Consider the following 20,694-nt stretch of genomic DNA (forward strand, 5'->3'; position numbering starts at 1 on the left):
GGCGCGGGCGGCGCGGCCGGCGCGGGCGGCGCGGCCGGCGCGGGCGGCGCGGCCGGCGCGGGCGGCGCGGCCGGCGCGGGTGGCGCGGCAGGGGCCGCGGGCGCGGGCGGCGCGAGCCCCGCGGGCGGCGCCGGGCGGCCCCTTCCCCCCGTGGGGCGGGGGCGCGTGCGGTTCGCCGGGCTCATCCCGCGCGACGACTATCGCGCCCTCCTGCGGCGCGCCCGCGTCTTCGTGTCCGTGCCGCGGCGGGAGGACTACGGGATCGCGCAGCTGGAGGCGCTCGCGGACGGGTGCGTGCTCGTCACCACGGACGCGCCCGGGCCGTACGTCGCCGCGCCGATCGCGCGGCGGCTCGACAATCGGCTCGTCGGGCCGCGGCTCGCGATCCGCGCGGCGCTCGACTCGCCCCGCGCCGACTACGCCGAGCGCGCCGCCGCGGCGCTCGCGCCCTTCTCGCCCGCAGCGGTCGACCGCGTCGTCGCCGACGAGCTCCTCCCGCGCCTGCTCGCGAGCAGGTGAGCCGGTTTGGTCGCGGAAAACGCGACCAAACCGGCTCACCTCGCGCGGGCGCGCTTGCGCAGCGGCGCGAAGTCCTCCCACGAGCGGGTGTTCGCGACCTGGTCCGCCGTCAACCACGCGCGACGGGCGGTCGCGATGCCGTACTGGAGCAGGTCGAAGTTGCGGGCGGAGTGGGCGTCGGAGTCGACCAGCACCATCACCCCCGCCTCGGCGGCAGCGCGGGCGTGGCTCTCGTTCATGTCGCGGCGGTCCGGGGCCGCGTTGATCTCGATCATCGTCCCGTTCTTGGCCGCGGCGGCGATCACGGCGGCCATGTCGATCGCGTAGGGCGGGCGGGTCTCGATCTTGCGGCCCGTGGGGTGACCGATCGCGTCCAGCCACGGGTGCTCGATCGCGGCGATCATGCGCTCGGTCATCGCGGCCTCGTCCATGGCGAACGACGTGTGGATCGAGCCGATCACCCAATCGAGTCGCGAAAGCAGCTCGTCGGGGTAGTCGAGCGAGCCGTCCGGGAGGATGTTGGACTCGGTCCCGGCCAGCACGCGCAACCGCCCTTCCAGGCGCGCGTTCAGCGCCGCGATCTCCTCGATGCGCGCTTCCAAGGCCTCCGGCGTGACGTGGTCGCCGAACCCGTGTGACGCCGAGTGGTCGGTGACCGCGAGGTACTCCCACCCGCGCCGCAGCGCCTCCTCCGCCATCTGGTCCAACGTCTGGCGACCGTCCGAGAGCGTCGTGTGGCAGTGCAGGTCGCCCCGCAGGTCGGACAGCTCGATCAGCCGCGGCAGCGAGCCGTTGCGCGCCGCTTCGAGCTCCCCGCGCCCCTCGCGCAGCTCCGGCGGGATCCACGCGTAGCCGAGCCGCTCGTAGACCTCCTCCTCGGTCGCGCAGCGCAGCGTCTCGCCGGTCTCGCGATCGAGGATCCCGTACTCGGACACGCTCAGCCCGGCGCGGACCGCGGCCTCGCGCAACTGCACGTTGTGCGCCTTGGACCCCGTGAAGTGCTGCAGGACGTTGCCGAACTGGTCGGGCTCGACCACCCGCAGGTCGACCTTGACGCCCGAGTGGGTCTTCACGCGCGCTCCGGCGTCCCCCGAAGCGGCGACGCTCTCCACCAATTCCAGCTCGGACAACGTGGCGATCAGCGCGCCCACGTCGTCGGCGGTGGCGATGATGTCGATGTCCTTGGCCGTGTCGCCGCGCCGGCGAACGCTGCCCGCGATCTCGACCCGGTGCGCCGCGGGGTGGTCGCGCAGCGCGCCCGCGATCTGCTCCGCCACCGGAATCGCCCGCGACAGCAGGATCCGGGGCGCGGGACCGCCGCCCTCGTCCTGCTCGGCCAGCACCCGCAACAGGTTCTCCTCGACCTTCTTGCCGAGCCCGCGGATGCCGCGGATCTGCTCCGCCTCGGCCGCCTCGCGCAACTTCTCGAGCGAGTCGATCCCGAGCTCGTCGTACAGGAGCTTCGCCCGCTTGGCCCCGAACCCCGGCAGGTGCATGATCGCGATCAGCCCGCTCGGGAACTTCGCGCGCAGCTTGACCGCCGACGGGATGTCGCCCGTCTCGTCGAGCGCGATCAGCTTCTCCTCGAGCGTCTTCCCGATCCCGGGCACGGTCGTGACCTTGCCTTCGCGGGTGAGCTGCATGATCGACACGGAAGCGTCGCGCACGGCCTTCGCCGCGGTGTGGTAGGCGATGACGCGGTAGGACACCGCGCCGTCGAGCTCGTACAGGTCCCCCAGCTCGTCGAAGGCGGCGGCGATCTCGGCGTTGGTCTTGGTGGCCATGGGTCCTCGTTAACCTACGCGCCCTCAATGGCCGACGGCTCCGTCTGGGTGATCCTGCCGACTTACAACGAGGCCGAGAACATCGAGGCCGTCGTCGGTGGGATCCGCGCCGCGGCACCCGAGGTGAAGATCCTCGTGGTCGACGACAACTCGCGCGACGGGACCGGGGCACTCGCCGACCAACTCGCCGACGACGTCCTGCACCGCCCGGGCAAGCAGGGACTCGGCCGCGCCTACACGGCCGGCTTCGCGCGGGCGCTGAAGAACCGCGCCGAGTACGTCTGCGAGATGGACGCCGACCTCTCGCACGACCCCGCCGACCTCCCACGGCTGATCGCGCCCGCGCAAGAGGGCGCCGACCTCGTCCTCGGCTCGCGCTACGTCCACGGCGGCGGCGTCGAGAACTGGGACCTGACGCGCCGCTTCATCTCGCTCGCCGGCTGCGAGTACGCCCGCCGCGTGCTCGGCGTGCAGATCCGCGATCTCACCGGCGGCTTCAAGTGCTTCCGCGCCGCGACGCTGGAGCGCATCAACGCGCAGACGGCGGGCGCTCAGGGCTACGCGTTCCAGGTCGAGCTCACCTACCGCACGCTCTGCCTCGGCCTGCGCGTCGCCGAGGTGCCGATCCGCTTCCGCGAGCGCCGGCTCGGCGAGTCCAAGATGTCCGCGCAGATCGCCCTCGAGGCGGCCTGGCGCGTTCCGGCCCTCCGCTACGGGCCGCGGCGGTGGCGTCCGCTGGAGGCGGACGGCCTGCCTGCCGATCCATTGACACATGAAGGCTGAAGAACTGGCGGTCGTCCAGGGCTGGGACGACACGCGCGCCACGCTGCGGCGCTGGAACGCGAATCCCGGCCCTGTGGCGCGGAGCTGGGCGCTCGGCTCGCTCGCCGTGACCGCGACCCTGCTGACCCTGACCTGGATCGTCGCGGCGACCACCCGCGCCGACCCCACGCAGTACGGCTATCCGGGGCTGACCCGCCCGGCCTTCTGGAGCGACTTCTTCTTCCTGCTCTACCGCAACGGCCTCGTGCTGGCGCTGCACGCGGCCGCCTGTGTCGCCGGGTTCATCGCGGGGTCGCAGCTGCCGACCGCGGCCAAGGACTACTCCGGCCTGGTGCGCAAGGTCCACGACCGCGCCGGCACCGCCGCGATCGCGTTCGTCGCCGGCGCCACGCTGTTCTCGCTCGGCACCCAGGCCTACGCGCTCGGCAACGGCGCCGCGTCGCTCTCCGCGCGCCTCGACGTCTCCCCCGCGGTCCTGCTGATCGCGCTCCTCCCCCACGCGCTGCCGGAGCTGTTCGCCCTCTTCCTGCCGCTCGCGGCCTGGTCGCTGGCGAGCGCTCGCGGCGCCTGGGACGAGCTCCTCGCCGCGACGTTCGCGACGACCGCGGTTGCGGTACCACTGCTGGTATTGGCCGCGGCGATCGAGACCTGGATCACCCCTGACATCCTCCGCTGGGTCTACCACCACTAGCTATACTTTTTGAAGCGACCCGACTGAGGAAGGACCACCATGGCAGGCAAGATCACCGACGTCTCAGACAACAGCTTCCAGGCCGAAGTCCTGGAGAACGACACGCCGGTGCTGGTGGACTTCTGGGCGCCCTGGTGCGGCCCGTGCCGCGTCGTCGCCCCCGCGCTCGAGGAGATCGCCGAGGCGCGTGACGACCTGCGGATCGTCAAGCTCAACGTCGACGACAACCAGCAGACCGCCGCGCAGTACCAGGTGCTGGCCATCCCGACGATGATCCTGTTCCGCAACGGCCAGGAGGCCAAGCGCATCCAGGGCGCGATGCCCAAGAAGCGCATCGAGGCCGAGCTGGAGCCCGCTCTCGCTTAATGACCCTGCCGCCGGGTAGGTTCCCGGCGGTCAGTGAGCCGTTGGTCCATTCATCTGTGTGGCGAGCTCCGCGTGGAGCTCGCTGGTGCGCGCCGTGACGCGCAGCTGCGCGGGCGCCAAGGCCGGCTCGCGTTCGCCTATCTGATCCTGCACCGCGCGCGTCCCGTCCGCCGCGACGAGCTGATCGAGGCGCTGTGGGCGCACGAGGGCGCCCCGCCGAGCGATACCGCGCTGGCCCCGGTGCTCTCGCGACTGCGCCGCGCGATCGAGCCGGCGACGCTCGAAGGGCGGGACACGCTGCGGATCGTGTTCCCCGAGCCCGTGTGGGTGGACGTCGAGGCCGTCGGCGAGCTGATGATGCGGGCGCGCGACTCGGACGACATGGAGCTCGCGCTCGAGGCGGCGGCGCTGGCCGAGCCGGGGCTGCTGCCGCACGTCGACGCGGATTGGCTCGCCGCGCCGCGCTCGCACCTCGAGGACCTGCGGATCGAGGCGCTCGAGCTCGCCGCCCGCGCGGCGCTCAAGCGGGGACGCGGCGCATTGCCGGCGGCGGAACGGGTGGCACGCGCCGCGATCGCCGCCGCGCCGTTCCGGGAGTCCGCACGCGCGGCGCTGATCGCCGTCCTGATGGCGCGCGGGAACGTCGCCGAGGCCGTCCGCGCGTACGACGAGATCCGCGTGCTGCTGCGGGAGGAGCTCGGCACGACGCCCGGCCCCGAGCTCGTCGCGCTGCACGAGCGGATGCTCGCTCCGGCGCCTGTCGCCGCGCCGAAGCCGAACGGGCTGCTGGAGCGCGAGGACGAGCTGGCCGAGATCGGCGCCGCGCTGGGGCGGGTGGCGATGGGCGAGGGCGGCGTACTGGCCTTCGAAGGCCCGGCCGGGATCGGCAAGACCCGGCTGCTCGGCGTCCTGCGCGAGCGGGCGCTCGACGCCGGCGCGGAGGTGCTCGACGCCCGCGCGGGCGTGCTCGAGCGCGAGTTCGGCTTCGGCGTCGTCCGCCAGCTGTTCGAGGCCGTGGCCGCCACTGAGCCCCCGCCCGCCGGCGCCCGCGCGGTGTTCGGTGAGTCGCCGTCCGGCGACGGCCTGTTCGCCGCGCTGAACGCGCTCTTCCAGTACACGGCCACGCTCGCCTCGCGACGCCCGCTGGTCCTGTGCGTCGACGACCTGCAGTGGAGCGACACCGCCTCGCTGCGCTTCGTCGCCTACCTCGCGCGGCGGATCGCGGGCCTGCCGGTCCTCGTGGCGACGACGATCCGCACCGGCGAGCCCGACTCGGACGAACTGCTGCTGGGCGAGCTCGGCCAGGACCCGGCGACGGTCGCCGTCCAGCCGCGGCCGCTGACCGAGGACGGGACCGCGGGGATGGTCTCCGACGTGCTCGGCGACGCCGACGAGGCGTTCGCCGCCGCGTGCCTGGAGGTGACCGGCGGGAATCCGCTGCTCTTGCGCCAGCTGCTGACGGCGCTGGCGGTGGAGAAGGTCGTGCCGGACGCGGCGCACGCCCAGTCGGTGCGGGCGATCGGGCCGCGGGCCGTGTCGCGCACGGTGCTGTTGCGGCTCGCCCGGCTTCCGGCGCCGGCCGCCGCGGTGGCGCGCGCGGTCGCGGTGCTGGGCGAGCAGCCCGGGCTGCAGGCGATCGCCGGGCTGGCGGGGATCGACGAGGCCGCCGCCGCGGAGACGATCGACGCGCTCGTGCGGGCGGAGATCCTGCGCGCCGACGAGCCGCTCGGCTTCGTCCACCCGCTCGTACGCGACGCCGTCTACACCGAGCTGCCCGCCGCGCGGCGCGGGCTCGAGCACGCCCGCGCGGCGCGGCTGCTGGCCGAGCTCGACGCGTCGCCTGAGCGGGTCGCGGCGCAGCTGATGGCGGCGCCGCCGCGCGGCGACGCGTGGGTGGTGGAGCGGCTGCGGGCCGCGGCGGCGATCGCGATCGAGCGCGGCGCGCCCGAGGCCGCCCTGTCGCACCTGCAGCGCGCGCAGGCCGAGCCGCCCGCGGCTGAGCTGCGCTCCGAACTCACCCTGGAGCTCGGAACGGCGGCCGAGTTCGTCCGCGGCACGGCGGCGGCCGTGGCGCTCGCGCAGGCCCACGCCTCGCTCACCGACCCCGAGGCACGTGCGATGGCGGCCCTGATGCTCGCCCGCACGCTGCTGTTCATGGAGAACCCGGTCCGCGCGGTGGCGGTCGTCGACGCGGCGCGCGCCGAGCTGTCACCCGAGCAGGCCGACCTGGACCTGGCGCTGCGCGCGGTCCGGGCCGTCGGCGCGTTCTTCGGCTTCTCGGACCCGTCGAGCATGGCCGAGCTGGAGGCCTGGCGGGCGGGACCACGCTCTCAGGGTCCGGGGGCGAAGACGCTCACTGGCATCACCGCGCTCGCCGTCGCCGTGCAGAACGGCCCGGCGGAGGAGGCGGCGGCACTCGCCGCGGAGTCGCTCGACGGCGACGAGATGCCCGAGTTCGACCGCGGCACGTTCACCGTCACGCCCGCGACCGCGCTCGCGCTGGCCGAGCCCGCGCGCGCGGAGCCGCAATGGCGGCGCTTCCTCGCGCTCGCCGCTCGGCGCGGGTCCGTGCTCGACGCGATCGGCGCGGATCTGTGGGGCGGATGGTCGGCGATCTGGATGGGCGACCTGGTGCGCGCGATCGAGCTGCTCGAGCGGGCACAGGAGGGTGAGGCGCTGTTCGGCAGCGCGGGCAACGCCCACATGGCGTACTCGTCCGCGTTCCTGGCCCTGGCGTGGCATGAGCGCGGCGACCGCGAGCGGGCGTGGGCGGCGCTGCGGCACGCCGGCGAGCCGGGTGGCTCCTCCGACGGCAGGCGCTTCTGGATGATCAGCCACGCCGAACTGCTGCTGGGCGACTCCGCGTACGCGCCGGTGCGCGAGATCGCCGACGAGCTCGCGGCGACGCGGCCGCCCGGCACGCATCCGATCTTCTCGCCGTGGCGCAGTCTGCTGGCACGGGCGGAGGACGATCTGGAGACTGCGTCGCGCCTCGCGGGCGAAGAGCTGGAGCTCGCTCGCCGCAGCGGGGCGCCGTGGGTCGTGGGGCGCTCGCTGCGGCAGCTGGGAGAGCTGACGGGCGACGGCGACACGTTGCGCGAGGCGGTGACGCTGCTCGACGGGACGTCGGCGCGGCTGGAACGGGCCAAGGCGCACGCGGCGCTGGGCGACGCGGCGACCGCGCTGGCGCTGGCCCGCGAGTGCGGGGCCGACGGGCTCGCGGCGTCACTGCTCGCCCCCTGACGGCGCCGCCACGCGGGCCCCCGCCTCTCCGGGCGCTGCCCCTGAGGCGATGATCGCGTCGAGCGCCGCCAGCAGCTCGACCCACCCGCTGAACGGACGCTCCGGCTGGCCATCCGTGGCCGCGCGGCCCTCGACGTCCCCACCTGTGACGTGGAGGTCGAGATCGATGTGGAGCGTTCCGTCGGCCATCGTGAGAGGCATGGTGCCTCCCGGCCGTTGCCGCGATGTTGCCGCGCTAGGCGGTCACGTCGAACTCGGCGGCAACACCGTCGATCAGCCGGAATCGTCCCGGCTCGACGTCGGCGGGGATCCGCGCGGTCTTGGCCCGCGTGCCGCCGGGCGCGACGGCGAACGCGACCGCCGGGAAGACCCACGGAAGCGGCACGGCGGCCCAGGTGCCGTCGGCCGCCTGGCGCTCCAGCCGGTACGAGAGCCCGGTGAAGCTGCAGTCCTTGCCGGTGTTCTCGAAGTCGTACGGCAGCGTGCCGCCGCGCTGGACCGTCGCCGCCTTCAGCGTCAGCGCGGTGGTCTTCGCCGTCGCCTGGACGCAGTCCGTCCACACGCCGTCGATCCGGTGCTGCCAATGCCGGCGGCCGGCGCTGACGCGGAGCGCGTGCCGGCCGGCCGGGATGCGGACCGTGAACGTGCCGGTGCGTAGGGTCTTGCGCTTGATGGTGCGCATGACCGTGCCGGCTGTGGTCACGCGCACGAGCGTGGCTTTGACCGGCTGGTCGGAGGCGATCCGCACGGTGACCCTCGTCCCCGGGTTCACGACGTCCGCCTTCGGGAAGGTGACGATCGCCGCGGCCGCGAGGATGAGGGGCAGCACTACTTGACGTCTACCCGGAGACGGCGCGGGCGTACAACCAATCGATCACACCCGGCACGTGCGAGGGGTCGATGTGGTGGGCGGCGCCGGACTCCTGATAGGTGACGTCCATGCCCGCGTCGGTGAGCAGGTCACGGGCGTCGCGGGCGAAGTGGACGTCCATGATCGGGTCGTTGCGGCCGTGCGCGATCGTGACGCGGGTGTCGCGCGGGATGTCCGGGTGCCAGCCATCGACCGTCGGGATGAAACCGCTGAAGGCCATGATCCCGGCCGGCGCGGGGCGGTCCGGCCCGAGACCGAGCGAGTAGCTCATCACCGAGCCCATGCTGAAGCCGCCGAACACCGTGTTCTCCGGCGTGGTGCCGGTGCGCTCCCAGGTCTCGTCATGGAACTGCGCCAGCGCCTTGTACGCCGCGTGGAACGTGTCGGGGTCCGGGAAGCCGACGCGCGGGACGACGTACCAGTGCTTCCCCTGCCAGCCCGGGATCTGGAGCGGGCCGCCGGGGGTGACGACGTGCAGCCGGCGCTCCGGATCCAGGACGTCGGCGAGGCCGAGCAGGTCGTGCTCGTCGGCGCCGCGGCCGTGGTGGAGGACCAGCAGGCCCTCGGGCGTTCCCGCCGCGGGCCGCTCCCGGTAGACGAGCGCGCTCATGCCAGGACCCTCGGGTTGTTCACGGGACGCAGCGTGGACTCCAGCTGCGCGCGCAGGTGCTCGTGCTGCTTCGGGAGCTTGAGCGCCTCGCCGAGATGGTCGGCGTCCTCGTCGACGGCGAAGCCGGGGCTCAGCGTCGCGATCTCGAACAGCACGCCGCTCGGAACGCGGAAGTAGATCGACTTGAAGTAGTCGCGGTCGCGGACGTCTGTGACGAAGCCGCCCGCTTGCGCGATCCGCTCCTGCCAGGCGAGGTGGTCCTCGTCGGTCGAGGCCCACGCGATGTGGTGGACGCTGCCGGCGCCCTGATGGTCGTTGTGGGTGGGTGCGTCGTAGGCGAAGCGGAACCTGCGGTCGGAGCCGTTGAGCACGTACTCGCCGCCGCCCTCGGACGTGAAGCCGAGCAGGTCGGTGAGGATCGTGTCCTCGACGCTGTGGAAGGCCGCGTAGGCGCGCGCACCGTGTAGGCCCTGGATCGCGTGCTCCTCCGGGACGTCCGGATGGGTCGCGACCAGCGGCGCGTTGCCGAGGTCCGAGATCAGCAGCTCGAGCTTGAGCCCGTCGTAGTCCGCGAAGCGCAGCACGCCCGGCTCACGAGACGTCGTGCATCCGGCGAGCCGCTGCTCCCAGAAATCGAGCGCCGCCTCGTCGGCGACCGCGAGCTGCAGCGTGTGGATCGATCCCGCGCCGGCGCGGCCCTTCGCCGCCCCGGGGAACTCGAACCACGTGAGGATCGAGCCGGGCGCCCCGGTCTCGTCCCCGAAATAGAGGTGATAGGCCTGCGGCTGGTCGAAGTTGACCGTCTTCTTGACGAGCCGGAGGCCCAGGAGATCCCCGTAGAACGCCGCGTTCTGCTGTGCGTCCCCGGTGATCATCGTGATGTGGTGCAGGCCAGTGAACTCCATGGCCTGAAGTGTAGCGCTAGTTGATTGCGCACGCAACTACTTCACGTCCACCTCCCTCAGAACCGGCCCCCAGCCCGCCTCGGTCGCCTGCTCCCACCCCACCGAGGGCGCATGGTCCACGCCCTGCGGACACCGCCCGGCGTTGCGGATCCGGAGCGCGAGATCCTGGCCCGGGTGCAGGACCGGCTCGACCGTCACCTCCGGCTCGACGCGCGTGCCGCGCTCGCAGGTGATCTGCGGCGGGTTGGCCGGCGGCAGCGCGGCGAGCGCGAGACCGAGAGCGAGGAGCATTCGCTCAGTATGTCGGCGCGCGTCACGTTCGTGACACTGCGATGTGAAGCGGGAGGCCTTCGATCTTCACCGGCTCGACGCCCGCGGCGCCGTCGTAGGCGACCGAGGTCGCAAGCGTTTCGCGGGAAACGTAGGCCTCGTGCTCGCGGGCGGCGTCGAGCAGGCCGGCGTCGCCGCCGAGGACGAGCGCGATGCGGTCCTCGACCTCGAGGCCCGCGGACTTGCGGGCGTTCTGGATCGCGTGGACGATCTCGCGGGCCAGGCCCTCGCGCTTCAGGGTCTCGTCGAGCTCGAGCTCGAGCGCCACCGCGTGGGAGCCCTCGCGCTCGAGCTGGTAGCCGTCCAGCGGCTTCATCGCGAGCATCAGGTCGTCGGTGTCGAGCTCGTGGTCGTGGCCGTCGATCGAGATCCCGACGCGGCCGCCGTTGCGCAGGGCGTCGGCGACGTGGGCGGGGTCCAGCGCGGCGACGGCCGCGGCGACCTGGGGCATCGACTTGCCGAAGCGCGGGCCGAGGGCGCGGTAGTTGGGCTTGACCTCGTAGGAGCCGAGCTCGTCGGCCTGGCTGACGTACCGGAGCTCCTTGACGTTGAGCTCCTCCAGCGCGACGTCGGCGAGCCGCTCGATCGCGGCGCGCTCGGACCCCGCGGCGACGACGACCGCGGCGCGCAGCGGCTGGCGGACCTTGAGCTTCGCTTGGCCGCGGGCGGCGAGCCCCAGCCGGACCGTCTCGCGGACCGTCGCCATCGCGAACTCCAGCGACTCATCGCGCTCGCCGGCCTTCGGCCAGTCGCAGAGGTGCACGGAGCCCTCGGAGCCGTCGAGGTTGTCGTAGATCTCGTCGGCGATGAACGGGGTGAACGGCGCGAGCAGCTTCGTCACCGTGACCAGGCAGGTGCGCAGCGTCGAGAACGCCGCCGGGTCGCCATCCCAGAAGCGGCGGCGCGAGCGGCGCACGTACCAGTTCGAGAGGTCGTCGACGAACGCGGCGATCGCCTGGCCGGCACGGGTCGCGTCGAAGGCGTCGAGTCGCTCGGTGACCGTCTGCACCGTCGCGGCGAGCCGCGAGAGCGCCCAGCGGTCGAGGTCGTTGGCGGGCTCCACGTCGGCGGGCTCGACACCGTTGACGTTGGCATACATCACGTAGAAGCCGTACGTGTTCCACAGTTGCAGCAGGAACTGCCGCAGCGACTCGCCGACGGTGTCCGTGTCGAACTTGTAGCCGTCCCACGGCGTGTTGATGAAGAAGTACCAGCGGAAGGCGTCGGCGCCGTGCCGGTCGATGACGTCCCAGGGCGCGACGACGTTGCCGAGCGACTTGGACATCTTCTTGCCCTGCGGGTCGGCGATGTGGCCGAGGCAGAGCACGGTCTTGTAGGAGCTCTGGTCGAAGAGCAGCGTGGAGATCGCGATCAGCGAGTAGAACCAGCCGCGGGTCTGGTCGATCGCCTCGCAGATGTAGTCCGCGGGGAACTGCTCGTCGAACTTTTCCTGGTTCTCGAACGGCGCGTGCCACTGGGCGAACGGCATCGAGCCCGAGTCGAACCAGACGTCGATCACCTCGGGGACGCGCCGCAGCGGCTCGCCGCCGGTCGGCGACGGGATCACCACGTCGTCGACGTAGGGCCGGTGCGGGTCTTCCAACGTGACGCCGCTCAGCTCCTTGAGCTCCTCGAAGGAGCCGACGGCCAGCGCCTCGCCCGCCTCGTTGCGCCAGATCGGCAGCGGCGTGCCCCAGTAGCGCTCGCGCCCGAGCGCCCAGTCGACGTTGTTCTCCAGCCAGCGGCCGAAGCGCCCGTGCTTGATGTGCTCGGGATGCCAGTCGACGGTCTCGTTGGCCGCCAACAGCCGGTCCTTGACCGCGGACATGCGGATGTACCAGGTCGGCTTGGCGTAGTACAGGAGCGGCGTCCCGCAGCGCCAGCAGTGCGGGTACGAGTGCAGCAGGCGCTCGGAGCGGAACATCCGCCCACGCGCCTCGAGGTCCTTGATCAGGTCCGGGTCGGCGTGCTTGACGAAGACGCCCTCGTACGGGCCGATCCGCTCGTCGTAGGTGCCGTCCGCCCGCACGGGATTGATCACGTTCAGGCCGTTCTCGGCGCCGAGCCGGAAATCGTCCTCGCCGAACGCGATCGCGGTGTGGACGATGCCCGTGCCGTCCTCGGCCGAGACGAAGTCCGCCGGCAGGACCGTGTGGCCCTTCTCGCCGTACTCGCTCGCCGGGATGAACGGGAAGGGCGGCTCGTAGCCGGCGCCGACCATGTCCGCGCCGGTGAAGCGATCCGTGACGACGGCGCCGTCGCCGAGCACCCGCGCCACCAGCGCCTCGGCGAGCACGTAGCCCTCGCTCGACCGCACGTACGTGAGGCCCGGATCGACCGCGACGGCCGCGTTGGAGACCAGCGTCCACGGCGTCGTCGTCCAGACGAGCAGCACGTCGCCCGCGCGCAGGGCGCCGGCGGGCGAGGTGACCGGGTACTTGACGTAGACGCTCGGGTCCTCGACGTCCTTGTAGCCCTGCGAGACCTCGTGGGATGACAGCGACGTGCCGTCCCGCGGGCAATAGGGGACGACCTTGAAGCCCTCGTACAGCAGGTCCTTGTCCCAGAGCTGCTTGAGCGCCCACCAGACGGACTCGACGTAGGGGGTGTCGAGCGTGCGGTACGGATCGTCGAGGTCGACCCAGTAGCCGATGCGCTCGGTCAGCTTCGTCCAGTCCTCGAGGAACGTGAAGACCGACTCGCGGCACTTCTGGTTGAACTCCGCGATCCCGTATTCCTCGATCTGCTGCTTGTTCTCGATCCCGAGCTCGTTCTGGACGGCGATCTCGACGGGCAGCCCGTGGCAGTCCCAGCCGCCCTTGCGGTAGCTGTAGAAGCCCTGCATCGTCTTGTAACGCGGGAAGATGTCCTTGAAGACGCGCGCCAGGACGTGGTGCGAGCCGGGCCGGCCGTTGGCCGTGGGCGGGCCTTCGTAGAAGACGAACGGCGGCGCGCCTTCGCGGCGGCGCATCGACTCGTTGTAGATGTCGCGCTCGCGCCAGCGCTCGAGGATCTGCTCTTCCAGCTGCGGGAAGTTGGCGTCTTTAGGCAGGGGACGATGCGGCATCGCGAGTGAGTCTAGGTAACGTCGAGGGATGCGTATGGGCCGAGTGCTGGCGCTCGTGGCGGGAGCACTCGTGTTCTTCATCGCCGCCTTGGGCCTCGCGGTCTACTTCACCCGCGACGAGGACAACCTGCAGGCCGACAACCTGCTGGCCGAGAACTTCACCAAGGCGGTGACGCAGGCGCCCGACAACGGCAACGTGGTCGCCTTGCCCGAGCTGGCGCGGTTCGACTGGGACCGCGTGCTGATCGTCCAGCCCGGGACGTCACGCGACGCGATCTCGCAAAGGCTCGGCCGCAAGTGGACCGGCATCGACACCGTCGACGGCGGCGAGCTGCTGCTGTTCGTGCACGACGGCAAGGTCGTGCGGTTCGCCGACTATCGGGGTTCGAACACGTTCGAGGGCTTCGAGCAGCCGTTCGCGGAGATTCCGCGGGAGGAAGCGACCTTCACGGTCCGGGACCGCGTGGTGAGACCAGGGCCGAGCAGCTAGGCGCCGAGCGTTCGCGCCTTGAGGTCGGATGATCGGGGTGGGGCGGTGGGGATGCTGCCTTACCGTTTCCGGTGTGCTTTGCGCGCGGCCTTCTGCGCGTGCGTCTTCTTGCGCGCCTTGGCCTTGGCCTGCATCTTGTGCTTGTGCGGACCGGCGTCGCGCAGGCGCGGGCCGGCCAACTCGGGCTCGCCGACGGCACCGCGCGCGTCGCGCAGGATGAACCAGCCCATCACCGCGAAGCCGATGATCAGGACGCCGCCGACGATGAACAGGACGTTGCGGCCGGTCGAGCCGTCATCGGCCGTGGTCGTCTGAACGGCCGGGGTCGGAGTCTCGACCGGGTCCCCGGGGGGAAGCGAGCCGAAGGCGCCGCCCTGCGCTCCCGCCGCGGCGGGGAGGGCGAGGACGAGGAGAGTGGTGATGAGGGCGATGCGACGCGTCATGGGCGGGGAAAGGGTAGTCACGCGGGCGCGCCTGTCAACGCCCAGCGCGATCCGGCGAACCGAATGCCGCACGTAACTAGACGAACGGCGATCAGCGCGACCAGGCCCCACCACACCCCGAGGATGCCCCAGTCGTTGTGCAGCGAGAGCAGGACGATCGGGATGTAGACGGCCGCCGCGGCGATCATGCCGTACATCAAAAACCGTGTGTCACCAGCGCCGATGAGAATCCCGTCGAGCGCGAACACCGCGCCGTTGAACGGCATCATCAGCGCGAACAGCGGCCAGATCTCGTGGGCCTTGGCGACCACCGCGGGATCGTCGGTGAACAGCTTCGGGACGAGATCGCCGAGCGCGAGCAGGATCACACCGAACAGTGCGCCGATCGCGACCGACCAGCCGATCATCCGCACCGCCGCCTCACGTGCCTCCCCCGCCGCGCCCGCACCGAGCATGCGCCCGACCATCACCTGCCCGGCGATCGCGATCGCGTCGAGCAGCAGCGCGAGGAAGACCCAGAGCTGGAACGCGATCTGGTGCGCGCCCAGCGACGCCGCCCCGATCCGCGCCAGCACCGCCGAGCCGAGCAGGAACGAGCCGGTCAGCGCCGTCGTGCGCACGGCGATCTCGGAGCCGATCCGCATCAGCGGGCGCATCTTGTCCGGGTGTGGACGCTCCAGCCCCGCGCGGTACTGGACGACGAAGAACGCGGCCGCCATCCCCGCCTGCGCGATCACCGTTCCCCACGCCGAGCCCTTTAGGCCCCAGTCGAACCCGTAGACGAACAGCAGCTCGAGGGCGACGTTGACGGTGTGGGCGGCGAGCAGGACGTACAGCGGCGTCCGCAGGTCGCCCATCCCGCGCAGGTAGCCCTGGGCGGCGCTGGCGAGGATGAACAGCGGGCCGCCGAGCGCCGAGATCCGCAGGTAGAGGACGGCGCCGTCGGCGACCTCGCCCTCGCCGCCCATCAGCGACACCACCGCCGGCGCCAGCAGCTCGATCAGCACGAGCAGGACGAGCCCGATCCCCACGCCGAGCCACAGGGCCTGCGACCCCAGCGCCGTGGCGTCCTGGTCGCGGCCCGCGCCGTGCAGCCGCGAGACCTGCGCCGTCGTGCCGTAGGTGAGGAAGTTGAAGATCGTGAACGCGGTCGACATCACCGTCGCCGCGATCGCCAGCGACGCGAGCTGCGTGGTTCCCAGGTGGCCGACGATCGCGGTGTCGACGAGCACGTACAGCGGCTCGGCTGCCAGCGCCCCGAGCGCGGGCAGGCCGAGCAGGAGGATCTCGCGGTCGTAGCGGGAGCGGAGCCTCATAGCTCGAGCACCGCCTCGATGATCGGCTTGTAGCCCGTGCAGCGGCAGAGGTTCCCGGCGAGCGCGTCGCGGAGCTCCGGCTCGGTCGGGTCGGGATGCTCCGCGAGGTAGGCGTCGAGCGTCATCAGGAACCCGGCGGTGCAGAACCCGCACTGGAGCGCGTGGTGCTCGTGCAGGCTGCGCTGGAGCCGCCCTGGCGCCAGGCCCTCGATCGTGCGCACGTCACACCCGTCGGCCTGGACGGCGAGCATCAGGCACGACCGGACGGGCTCGCCGTCGACCTGCACCGTGCACGTGCCGCAGACGCCGTCCTCGCACCCGACCTTGGTGCCCGTCAGCCCCTGGTCGCGGATGAAGTCGCTCAGGAGGGTGCGGGCCTCGACCTCGGTCTCGTACGTCGTGCCGTTGATGCGCACCCTCATCGGCGACCCGCCTGTTCGAGCGCGCGGCGGGTGACGTCGGCGACCAACGCGCGCCGGTGGTCGCCTTCGACCAGCTCGGCCGCGATCTCGCCCGCCTCACGCGCGCTCGCCCCCGCCCGCACCGCCGCCTCGGCACGAGCCGCCCGCCCGGTCCCCAGCAGCGCGATCGCCACATGCCCCGGCGCAACCACCACCGCCGCGCCGGCGTCCGGGAACACCCCCCGGGTGCGAGCGAACTGCGCGTACCCACAGCGCGCGGCCTTCGGCATCGGAGGCACCTCAATTTCTAAAAGCAACTTAAACGGGAGCAGGCCGTCTTTCTGTTTGGGGTGGGCGTCGAGGGCCGCCAAAGCCGCTGGTAGAGCCGCGCGCGGGTCGTCGTGCATGAGCGAGCCACCGACCGTTCCGCGCGTGCGGGTCGCAGGTGTGCCGACGTGGGCGGCGGCCAGCGCGAGCAGCGGCCAGCCCTCCAAGACGATCGCCGAGCGCAGCAGCGCGGCCTGGCGAACGGTCGCGCCGAGCGACAGCGCGCCGTCGCGCCGCCGGATGACGCCCAGCCCCGCGTGGTTGATGTCGACGAGCCGCGAAGGACGGACCTCGCGGGCGTTGAGCAGCGGCATCAGCGACTGCCCGCCTGCCAGCACCCGCGCGCCCTCGACCGCCAGCGCCTCGAGGGCCTCGTCGACCGACCGCGCGGCCACGTATTCGAACGCCGCGGGCTTCACGACCACCGACTCGCGGGGACGAAGCGACCGAACACCGGCGGATCGAGGACGACTCGGAGCACCGGCGGGGCGTCCTCGAACGGGCCGTCGGCCGAGAGCGTCACCGACCGGCGACCATGCACGCGGTACGTCGCCGTCCCGGCGTCCTCGTCGACCTCCTCGAGCACGATCGCGCCATCGGCGTCGCGCAGTTGGGTCGGCCACCTCACTGCATCGCCCGCCAGACCTTCTCGGCGGTGAACGGCGGGTCGACGCGCCGCCCGCCCAGGGCGTTCGCGACCGCGTTGGCCACGGCGGCGGGCGCGCCGATCGTCCCGGCCTCCCCGATGCCCTTCGCGCCCAGGGGGTTCAGCGGCGACGGATTCTCCACGAACGCGGTCGAGAACTCGGGGATCTCGGCCGCGGTCAGCAGCGCGTAATCGAGCAGGCTCGACGCCGGCGCCTCCTCGGTGAGGACCGCGCCGAGGCCCTGCACCGCGGCCCCGATCACCTGCCCTTCGGCCAGCATCGGGTTGACGATCCGCCCCGCGTCGTCGACCGCGACCAGCCGCCGGACGCGCACCGCACCGGTGGCGCGCGTGATCTCGACCACCGCCACGTAGGCGCCCGACGAGAACACCTGCGGAGCCTCGAAGCGCGCGTCCCCGGGGCCGCCGGCGAGCAGGTCGTCGACCGCCGCGGCGACCGCCGAGCCGCCCATGACCGTCGTGCGCGCCGCGAACGAGCCCACGCCGTCGGCGAGCGCGTCCGTGTCCCCGGTCACGACCCGCACGCGGGACGCGTCCACGCCGAGCCGGCCCGCGGCGATCTGCGCGAACAGCGTGTGATGCCCCTGCCCGCTCGGCACCGAGCCCACGCACACGACGAACTCCTCACCTGAACGCCGCACGGTCGCGGTCTCGTACAGCCCGCCGCAGCGCGCCACGTAGAGCGCGACGCCGACGCCCGTCAGCACCTCGCGCCGCTCGACGGCGGGCGGCGAGGACCAGGAGTCCGGCGACCGCCGGTCCTGCGCGTCCGGCGCCGCCGTCCAGGAGGCGCCCGGGGACCGCCGGCGCGTCCGCGACAACGCGACCGCCAGGTTCAGGCAGGACTCGTAGTCGCCCGAGTCGTACGTCCAGCCGAGCGCGGTCCGGTGCGGGAACGACCGCACCAGGTTGCGCCGGCGCAGCTCGAGCGCGTCGATCCCGAGCTCGCGCGCGGCCGCGTCGATCGTCGTCTCGATCAGGTACGTCGCCTCCGGCCGCCCCGACCCGCGGTACGGCGCCGTCGGGACGCGGTTGGTCCGCGCGCCGGTGACGATCACCTCGACCGCGGGGATGTCGTAGCTGCCGCTCAATCCCATCGCGGTCGTGTGCGGCGGGATCGCGGTGCTCGGGAGCAGATAGGCGCCGAGGTCGGCCAGGATGCGCCCGCGCAGCCCGAGGATGCGGCCGTCCGCATCGAGCGCCAGCTCGACGGACGCCCGCTGCCCGCGCCCCTGCGGCGCGCACAACAGGTTCTCGCGCCGATCCTCGATCCACTTCACCGGCCGCCCGAGCTCGATCGCCCCCAGCGCGACGACCGGCGTCTCGACGGGCAACGTCCCCTTGGACTCGAACGCGCCGCCGACGTCCGGGACGATCACGCGGATCACGTGCGCCGGGAGGCCGAGGATCTGCCACAGCTGCGTGCGCGAGCGGTGCGCGCTCTGCGACGACGTCCAGACCGTCAGCCGCTCGTCCTCGCGCCGGGCGATCGCGCCGCGGGTCTCCAGCGGGCTCGCCACCAGCCGGGGGATGACGTGCTCGGTCCGGACCACGTGCGCCGCCCGCGCGAACGCGCCCTCGACGTCGCCCGCCCGCTGCTCCCAGCGCGCGAGCTCCTCCCCCGCGCGCGGATCGAGCACCGGCTCGAGCACCTCGTAGTCGACCTCGACCCGGTCGAGCGCGTCCTCGGCCTCGGCGCGCGTCTCGCCGACGACGACCGCGACCGGCTGGCCCTCGTAGCGGACCTCGTCGCCCGCCAGGACCGGGTGCGGCGCGTCGGCCACGATCAGGCCAGGCGGCGGGTCGACGCGAGCCGGGACCGCGAGCCCCACCAGGTCGGCCGCGGTCCACAGCGCCCCGCGCACGGCACGGACCCGCGCGTGGGCGTGCGGACTGCGCACGAACGCCATGTGCAGCATCCCGTCGAGCCGGATGTCGTCCAGGAACTGTGTGTGTCCGGACAGGATCCGCTCGTCCTCGCGACGGCGGACCGGCCGGCCGATCGACCCCGCGGCGCCCACGACATCGAGACTACTTGTGGGAAGCTGCGGCCCGCAGTGAAGCTTCGGCTGTACCACCACTCCGATGGCGCACGGATCGCGTATCGCGAGGCGGGGACCGGACCCGCGCTCGCGCTGTTGCACTCCAAGGGCCTCACCCACCGCGAGTACGAGCCGATCGTCGACGAGCTCGCGCGCCGCTACCGGGTCGTCCTCCCGGACCTGCCGCTGCACGGGGCGTCCGAGGACCGGCCGACGCACCCGTACTCACCCGACTGGCTCACCGAGGTGGTCGCGGGGTTCCTGCTCGACACCTGCGGCCCGCGCCCGCTCGTGGCCGGCCACGGCGTCGGCGCCCAGCTGGCGCTGCGCTCGATCGCCGCCCACACGACCACGCCCGCCAAGCTCGTGCTGCTGCCGAACCCGATGCACACCAAGCCCAACCGCGGCGGGCTGGAGAAGACAGGGCGCATCGTGGTGCGGGCGGCCGCCGTCCCCGGCATCGACCGCCTGCTGGCGCGGACGGCGGCCCTCGCGCTGCGCCCGAGCCACGGCGACAAGCTGACCGTCACCGACGCCCCAGGCGCCCGCGACCTCGTCCGGCACGCGCTGATGGACCTCGGCGGCAACGGCAACCGCGTCCGCTCCTGGGCCAAGGCGGCACGTCGGTGGCCGCGCGGCGCGCAGCGTGACCTGATCGACGCCTACCCCGGCTTCGCGTTCCCCGTGCTGCTGCTGTGGGCGGATGAGGACCCGTTCCACCCGCTCGCGATCGCCGAGGAGGCGCTCGACCTCCTCCCCGACGCGCAGTTGCGGATCCTCAAGCGCACCGGCTACCTGATGGCCTACGACGATCCGGTAGGTCTGGCACGCGAAATTCTTGCCTTTTGTGGGTGAGGAGATCGTTATCGTTTAAGGAGATGTACGAGCTGGACCGGCCGATGACGTGCTCGATCGGGCGCGCCATGGAGATCCTTGGCGAACGGTGGACGTTCCTGATCCTGCGTGAGTCGTTCTACGGCGTCCGCCGGTTCTCGGACATCCAGCGCAATCTCGGGATCGCACGCAACATCCTCTCCACCCGTCTGCAGACCCTGGTCGGCGCGGGAATCCTCGTTCGCGTCCTCTACCAGGAGGAGCCCGAACGCTACGAGTACCGCCTCTCCCAGGCCGGGAAGGACCTCTATCCGGCGATCGTGACCCTGATGCGCTGGGGCGACAAGCACCTGAGCGGCGAGCTCGGGCCGCCGGTGCTCCTGCGCCACAACCCGTGCGGTCACATCGCCGAGCCCACGCTGGTGTGCTCGCACTGCCGCGAGGAGCTCGACCCGCACGAGGTCACGCCCGAGCGCAGCGACGTGACTGAAGGCGCGTCGCCGCTCACCGAAGCATGAACCTTTCGTGAGCCCCGCCCCGAACTCGGGGCCATGTTCACCTCCCCACTGCGCCGCGCCGCGGCGCTCGCCACCGTCCTCACCCTCTCCGCCGCCCGGCACGGCCGCCGCGAAGACCACCCACGGCCAGTCGCGCGAGTTGTTCGCGACGACCGACTCCAATCAGCTGGTGCAGTTCGAGTCCAAGCGGCCGGACCGGATCGAGTCCTACCGGACGATCACCGGGCTGCCCGCGGGCGTGACGCTCGCCGGGATCGACTTCCGCCCCGCCACCGGCGACCTCTACGGCGTCGGCTCGGACTCGGTCGTCTACCGCCTCAACGATCGCCGTGGCCGAGGGCCCGGCCTTCACCCCCGGCCTCAGCGGGCGTTCCTTCGGCGTCGACTTCAACCCGGTCGTCGACAAGATCCGGGTCGTCTCCGACGCGGCCCAGAACGTGCGCCTGAACGTCGACGAGGGCACGCTGCTGAGCGCCGACAAGCTGCT

General features: G+C 72.4%; 21 protein-coding genes and 1 pseudogene. 9 read left to right on the top strand and 13 right to left on the bottom strand.

The window, feature by feature from the left end:
* A partial coding sequence (locus G569_RS49360) for a glycosyltransferase (protein ID WP_037497430.1) occupies positions 1 to 519 on the top strand: 519 nt, incomplete at its 5' end.
* A gap of 35 nt (positions 520 to 554) precedes the next feature.
* Here the strand turns inward: G569_RS49360 and polX are convergent.
* Positions 555 to 2,303, bottom strand: a complete 1,749-nt coding sequence (gene polX, locus G569_RS0117575) for a DNA polymerase/3'-5' exonuclease PolX (protein ID WP_028064374.1) — start codon at positions 2,301 to 2,303, stop codon at positions 555 to 557.
* Between the two features lie 27 nt (positions 2,304 to 2,330).
* Between polX and G569_RS49365 the strand changes: the two genes are divergently transcribed.
* The 4 genes from G569_RS49365 to G569_RS0117595 all read left to right on the top strand — a co-directional run bounded on the left by G569_RS49365 (position 2,331) and on the right by G569_RS0117595 (position 7,386).
* Entirely contained in the window at positions 2,331 to 3,086 is a 756-nt protein-coding gene (locus tag G569_RS49365) for a polyprenol monophosphomannose synthase (RefSeq protein WP_053226535.1), read from the top strand.
* Positions 3,076 to 3,777, top strand: coding sequence for a stage II sporulation protein M (locus tag G569_RS0117585; RefSeq protein WP_028064375.1), 702 nt, complete (start codon positions 3,076 to 3,078; stop codon positions 3,775 to 3,777). Before G569_RS49365 ends, G569_RS0117585 begins: the two co-directional genes overlap by 11 nt.
* A gap of 39 nt (positions 3,778 to 3,816) precedes the next feature.
* Positions 3,817 to 4,143: a thioredoxin gene (gene trxA, locus G569_RS0117590; protein ID WP_028064376.1), complete on the top strand. Its 327-nt coding sequence runs from the start codon at positions 3,817 to 3,819 to the stop codon at positions 4,141 to 4,143.
* Positions 4,144 to 4,215: 72 nt separating this feature from the next.
* Positions 4,216 to 7,386 carry an ATP-binding protein gene (locus G569_RS0117595; RefSeq protein ID WP_028064377.1) on the top strand — a complete coding sequence of 1,057 codons (3,171 nt, stop codon included), beginning with the start codon at positions 4,216 to 4,218 and terminating at the stop codon, positions 7,384 to 7,386.
* On the opposite strand, the gene G569_RS0117600 is transcribed toward G569_RS0117595, so the two are convergent.
* Genes G569_RS0117600 through ileS form a run of 6 tightly spaced genes read right to left on the bottom strand, consistent with a single transcriptional unit; the run spans position 7,369 to position 13,169 of the window.
* A complete protein-coding gene (locus G569_RS0117600) occupies positions 7,369 to 7,575 on the bottom strand; it encodes a hypothetical protein (protein WP_157592114.1) in 207 nt (68 codons plus the stop codon). The two genes, G569_RS0117595 and G569_RS0117600, sit on opposite strands and share 18 nt — an antisense overlap.
* 46 nt (positions 7,576 to 7,621) lie before the next feature.
* Positions 7,622 to 8,215, bottom strand: coding sequence for an immunoglobulin-like domain-containing protein (locus tag G569_RS0117605; protein ID WP_028064379.1), 594 nt, complete (start codon positions 8,213 to 8,215; stop codon positions 7,622 to 7,624).
* A gap of 10 nt (positions 8,216 to 8,225) precedes the next feature.
* Complete coding sequence (locus G569_RS0117610; RefSeq protein WP_028064380.1) at positions 8,226 to 8,867, bottom strand: alpha/beta hydrolase; 642 nt, start codon at positions 8,865 to 8,867, stop codon at positions 8,226 to 8,228.
* The gene (locus G569_RS0117615; RefSeq protein ID WP_028064381.1) at positions 8,864 to 9,772 is read right to left on the bottom strand and encodes a VOC family protein; all 909 of its coding nucleotides are present in this window, start codon (positions 9,770 to 9,772) and stop codon (positions 8,864 to 8,866) included. Before G569_RS0117615 ends, G569_RS0117610 begins: the two co-directional genes overlap by 4 nt.
* Positions 9,773 to 9,808: 36 nt before the next feature.
* The gene (locus G569_RS0117620; protein WP_028064382.1) at positions 9,809 to 10,063 is read right to left on the bottom strand and encodes a hypothetical protein; all 255 of its coding nucleotides are present in this window, start codon (positions 10,061 to 10,063) and stop codon (positions 9,809 to 9,811) included.
* Between the two features lie 22 nt (positions 10,064 to 10,085).
* Positions 10,086 to 13,169 (bottom strand): isoleucine--tRNA ligase, encoded by a 3,084-nt coding sequence (gene ileS, locus G569_RS0117625; protein WP_028064383.1) that lies wholly within the window; start codon positions 13,167 to 13,169, stop codon positions 10,086 to 10,088.
* 34 nt (positions 13,170 to 13,203) lie between these two features.
* On the opposite strand from ileS, the gene G569_RS0117630 reads away from it, so the two are divergent.
* Positions 13,204 to 13,659: a hypothetical protein gene (locus tag G569_RS0117630; RefSeq protein ID WP_037497432.1), complete on the top strand. Its 456-nt coding sequence runs from the start codon at positions 13,204 to 13,206 to the stop codon at positions 13,657 to 13,659.
* 59 nt (positions 13,660 to 13,718) lie between these two features.
* On the opposite strand, the gene G569_RS0117635 is transcribed toward G569_RS0117630, so the two are convergent.
* The 6 genes from G569_RS0117635 to G569_RS0117660 are packed head-to-tail and all read right to left on the bottom strand — an operon-like array spanning position 13,719 to position 18,834.
* The gene (locus G569_RS0117635; protein WP_028064385.1) at positions 13,719 to 14,102 is read right to left on the bottom strand and encodes a hypothetical protein; all 384 of its coding nucleotides are present in this window, start codon (positions 14,100 to 14,102) and stop codon (positions 13,719 to 13,721) included.
* A 17-nt stretch (positions 14,103 to 14,119) separates the two neighbouring features.
* On the bottom strand, positions 14,120 to 15,418 hold the full coding sequence (locus G569_RS0117640; protein WP_028064386.1) for an MATE family efflux transporter: 1,299 nt from the start codon (positions 15,416 to 15,418) through the stop codon (positions 14,120 to 14,122).
* Positions 15,415 to 15,840: a (2Fe-2S)-binding protein gene (locus G569_RS0117645; RefSeq protein WP_028064387.1), complete on the bottom strand. Its 426-nt coding sequence runs from the start codon at positions 15,838 to 15,840 to the stop codon at positions 15,415 to 15,417. The genes G569_RS0117640 and G569_RS0117645 overlap by 4 nt, the downstream gene beginning before the upstream one ends.
* A complete protein-coding gene (locus G569_RS49370; RefSeq protein WP_169542169.1) occupies positions 15,837 to 16,565 on the bottom strand; it encodes an FAD binding domain-containing protein in 729 nt (242 codons plus the stop codon). Before G569_RS49370 ends, G569_RS0117645 begins: the two co-directional genes overlap by 4 nt.
* Positions 16,562 to 16,774: a hypothetical protein gene (locus G569_RS63820; protein WP_028064388.1), complete on the bottom strand. Its 213-nt coding sequence runs from the start codon at positions 16,772 to 16,774 to the stop codon at positions 16,562 to 16,564. Before G569_RS63820 ends, G569_RS49370 begins: the two co-directional genes overlap by 4 nt.
* Positions 16,771 to 18,834, bottom strand: a complete 2,064-nt coding sequence (locus tag G569_RS0117660; protein WP_028064389.1) for a xanthine dehydrogenase family protein molybdopterin-binding subunit — start codon at positions 18,832 to 18,834, stop codon at positions 16,771 to 16,773. The genes G569_RS63820 and G569_RS0117660 overlap by 4 nt, the downstream gene beginning before the upstream one ends.
* A 36-nt stretch (positions 18,835 to 18,870) precedes the next feature.
* Here G569_RS0117660 and G569_RS0117665 point away from each other — a divergent pair, with 36 nt between their 5' ends.
* The 3 genes and pseudogenes from G569_RS0117665 to G569_RS66395 form a co-directional block, all read left to right on the top strand.
* Entirely contained in the window at positions 18,871 to 19,710 is an 840-nt protein-coding gene (locus G569_RS0117665) for an alpha/beta fold hydrolase (RefSeq protein WP_028064390.1), read from the top strand.
* 23 nt (positions 19,711 to 19,733) lie between these two features.
* The gene (locus G569_RS49375) at positions 19,734 to 20,207 is read left to right on the top strand and encodes a winged helix-turn-helix transcriptional regulator (RefSeq protein ID WP_053226537.1); all 474 of its coding nucleotides are present in this window, start codon (positions 19,734 to 19,736) and stop codon (positions 20,205 to 20,207) included.
* A gap of 169 nt (positions 20,208 to 20,376) precedes the next feature.
* Positions 20,377 to 20,692: pseudogene (locus G569_RS66395) on the top strand (DUF4394 domain-containing protein); the annotation flags it as partial.
* Positions 20,693 to 20,694: the final 2 nt, after the last annotated feature.

The organism is Solirubrobacter soli DSM 22325, from assembly GCF_000423665.1.
GTDB lineage: Bacteria > Actinomycetota > Thermoleophilia > Solirubrobacterales > Solirubrobacteraceae > Solirubrobacter > Solirubrobacter soli.

Coding starts and splice junctions, on each gene's coding strand:
- G569_RS49365 (WP_053226535.1), top strand. CDS start 2,331: ATGGCCGACGGCTCCGTCTGGGTGATCCTGCCGACTTACAACGAGGCC.
- G569_RS0117620 (WP_028064382.1), bottom strand. CDS start 10,063: ATGCTCCTCGCTCTCGGTCTCGCGCTCGCCGCGCTGCCGCCGGCCAAC.
- G569_RS0117610 (WP_028064380.1), bottom strand. CDS start 8,867: ATGAGCGCGCTCGTCTACCGGGAGCGGCCCGCGGCGGGAACGCCCGAG.
- trxA (WP_028064376.1), top strand. CDS start 3,817: ATGGCAGGCAAGATCACCGACGTCTCAGACAACAGCTTCCAGGCCGAA.
- G569_RS0117630 (WP_037497432.1), top strand. CDS start 13,204: ATGGGCCGAGTGCTGGCGCTCGTGGCGGGAGCACTCGTGTTCTTCATC.
- polX (WP_028064374.1), bottom strand. CDS start 2,303: ATGGCCACCAAGACCAACGCCGAGATCGCCGCCGCCTTCGACGAGCTG.
- G569_RS49375 (WP_053226537.1), top strand. CDS start 19,734: ATGTACGAGCTGGACCGGCCGATGACGTGCTCGATCGGGCGCGCCATG.
- G569_RS0117585 (WP_028064375.1), top strand. CDS start 3,076: ATGAAGGCTGAAGAACTGGCGGTCGTCCAGGGCTGGGACGACACGCGC.
- G569_RS0117645 (WP_028064387.1), bottom strand. CDS start 15,840: ATGAGGGTGCGCATCAACGGCACGACGTACGAGACCGAGGTCGAGGCC.
- G569_RS0117600 (WP_157592114.1), bottom strand. CDS start 7,575: ATGGCCGACGGAACGCTCCACATCGATCTCGACCTCCACGTCACAGGT.
- G569_RS0117640 (WP_028064386.1), bottom strand. CDS start 15,418: ATGAGGCTCCGCTCCCGCTACGACCGCGAGATCCTCCTGCTCGGCCTG.
- G569_RS0117635 (WP_028064385.1), bottom strand. CDS start 14,102: ATGACGCGTCGCATCGCCCTCATCACCACTCTCCTCGTCCTCGCCCTC.
- G569_RS0117615 (WP_028064381.1), bottom strand. CDS start 9,772: ATGGAGTTCACTGGCCTGCACCACATCACGATGATCACCGGGGACGCA.
- ileS (WP_028064383.1), bottom strand. CDS start 13,169: ATGCCGCATCGTCCCCTGCCTAAAGACGCCAACTTCCCGCAGCTGGAA.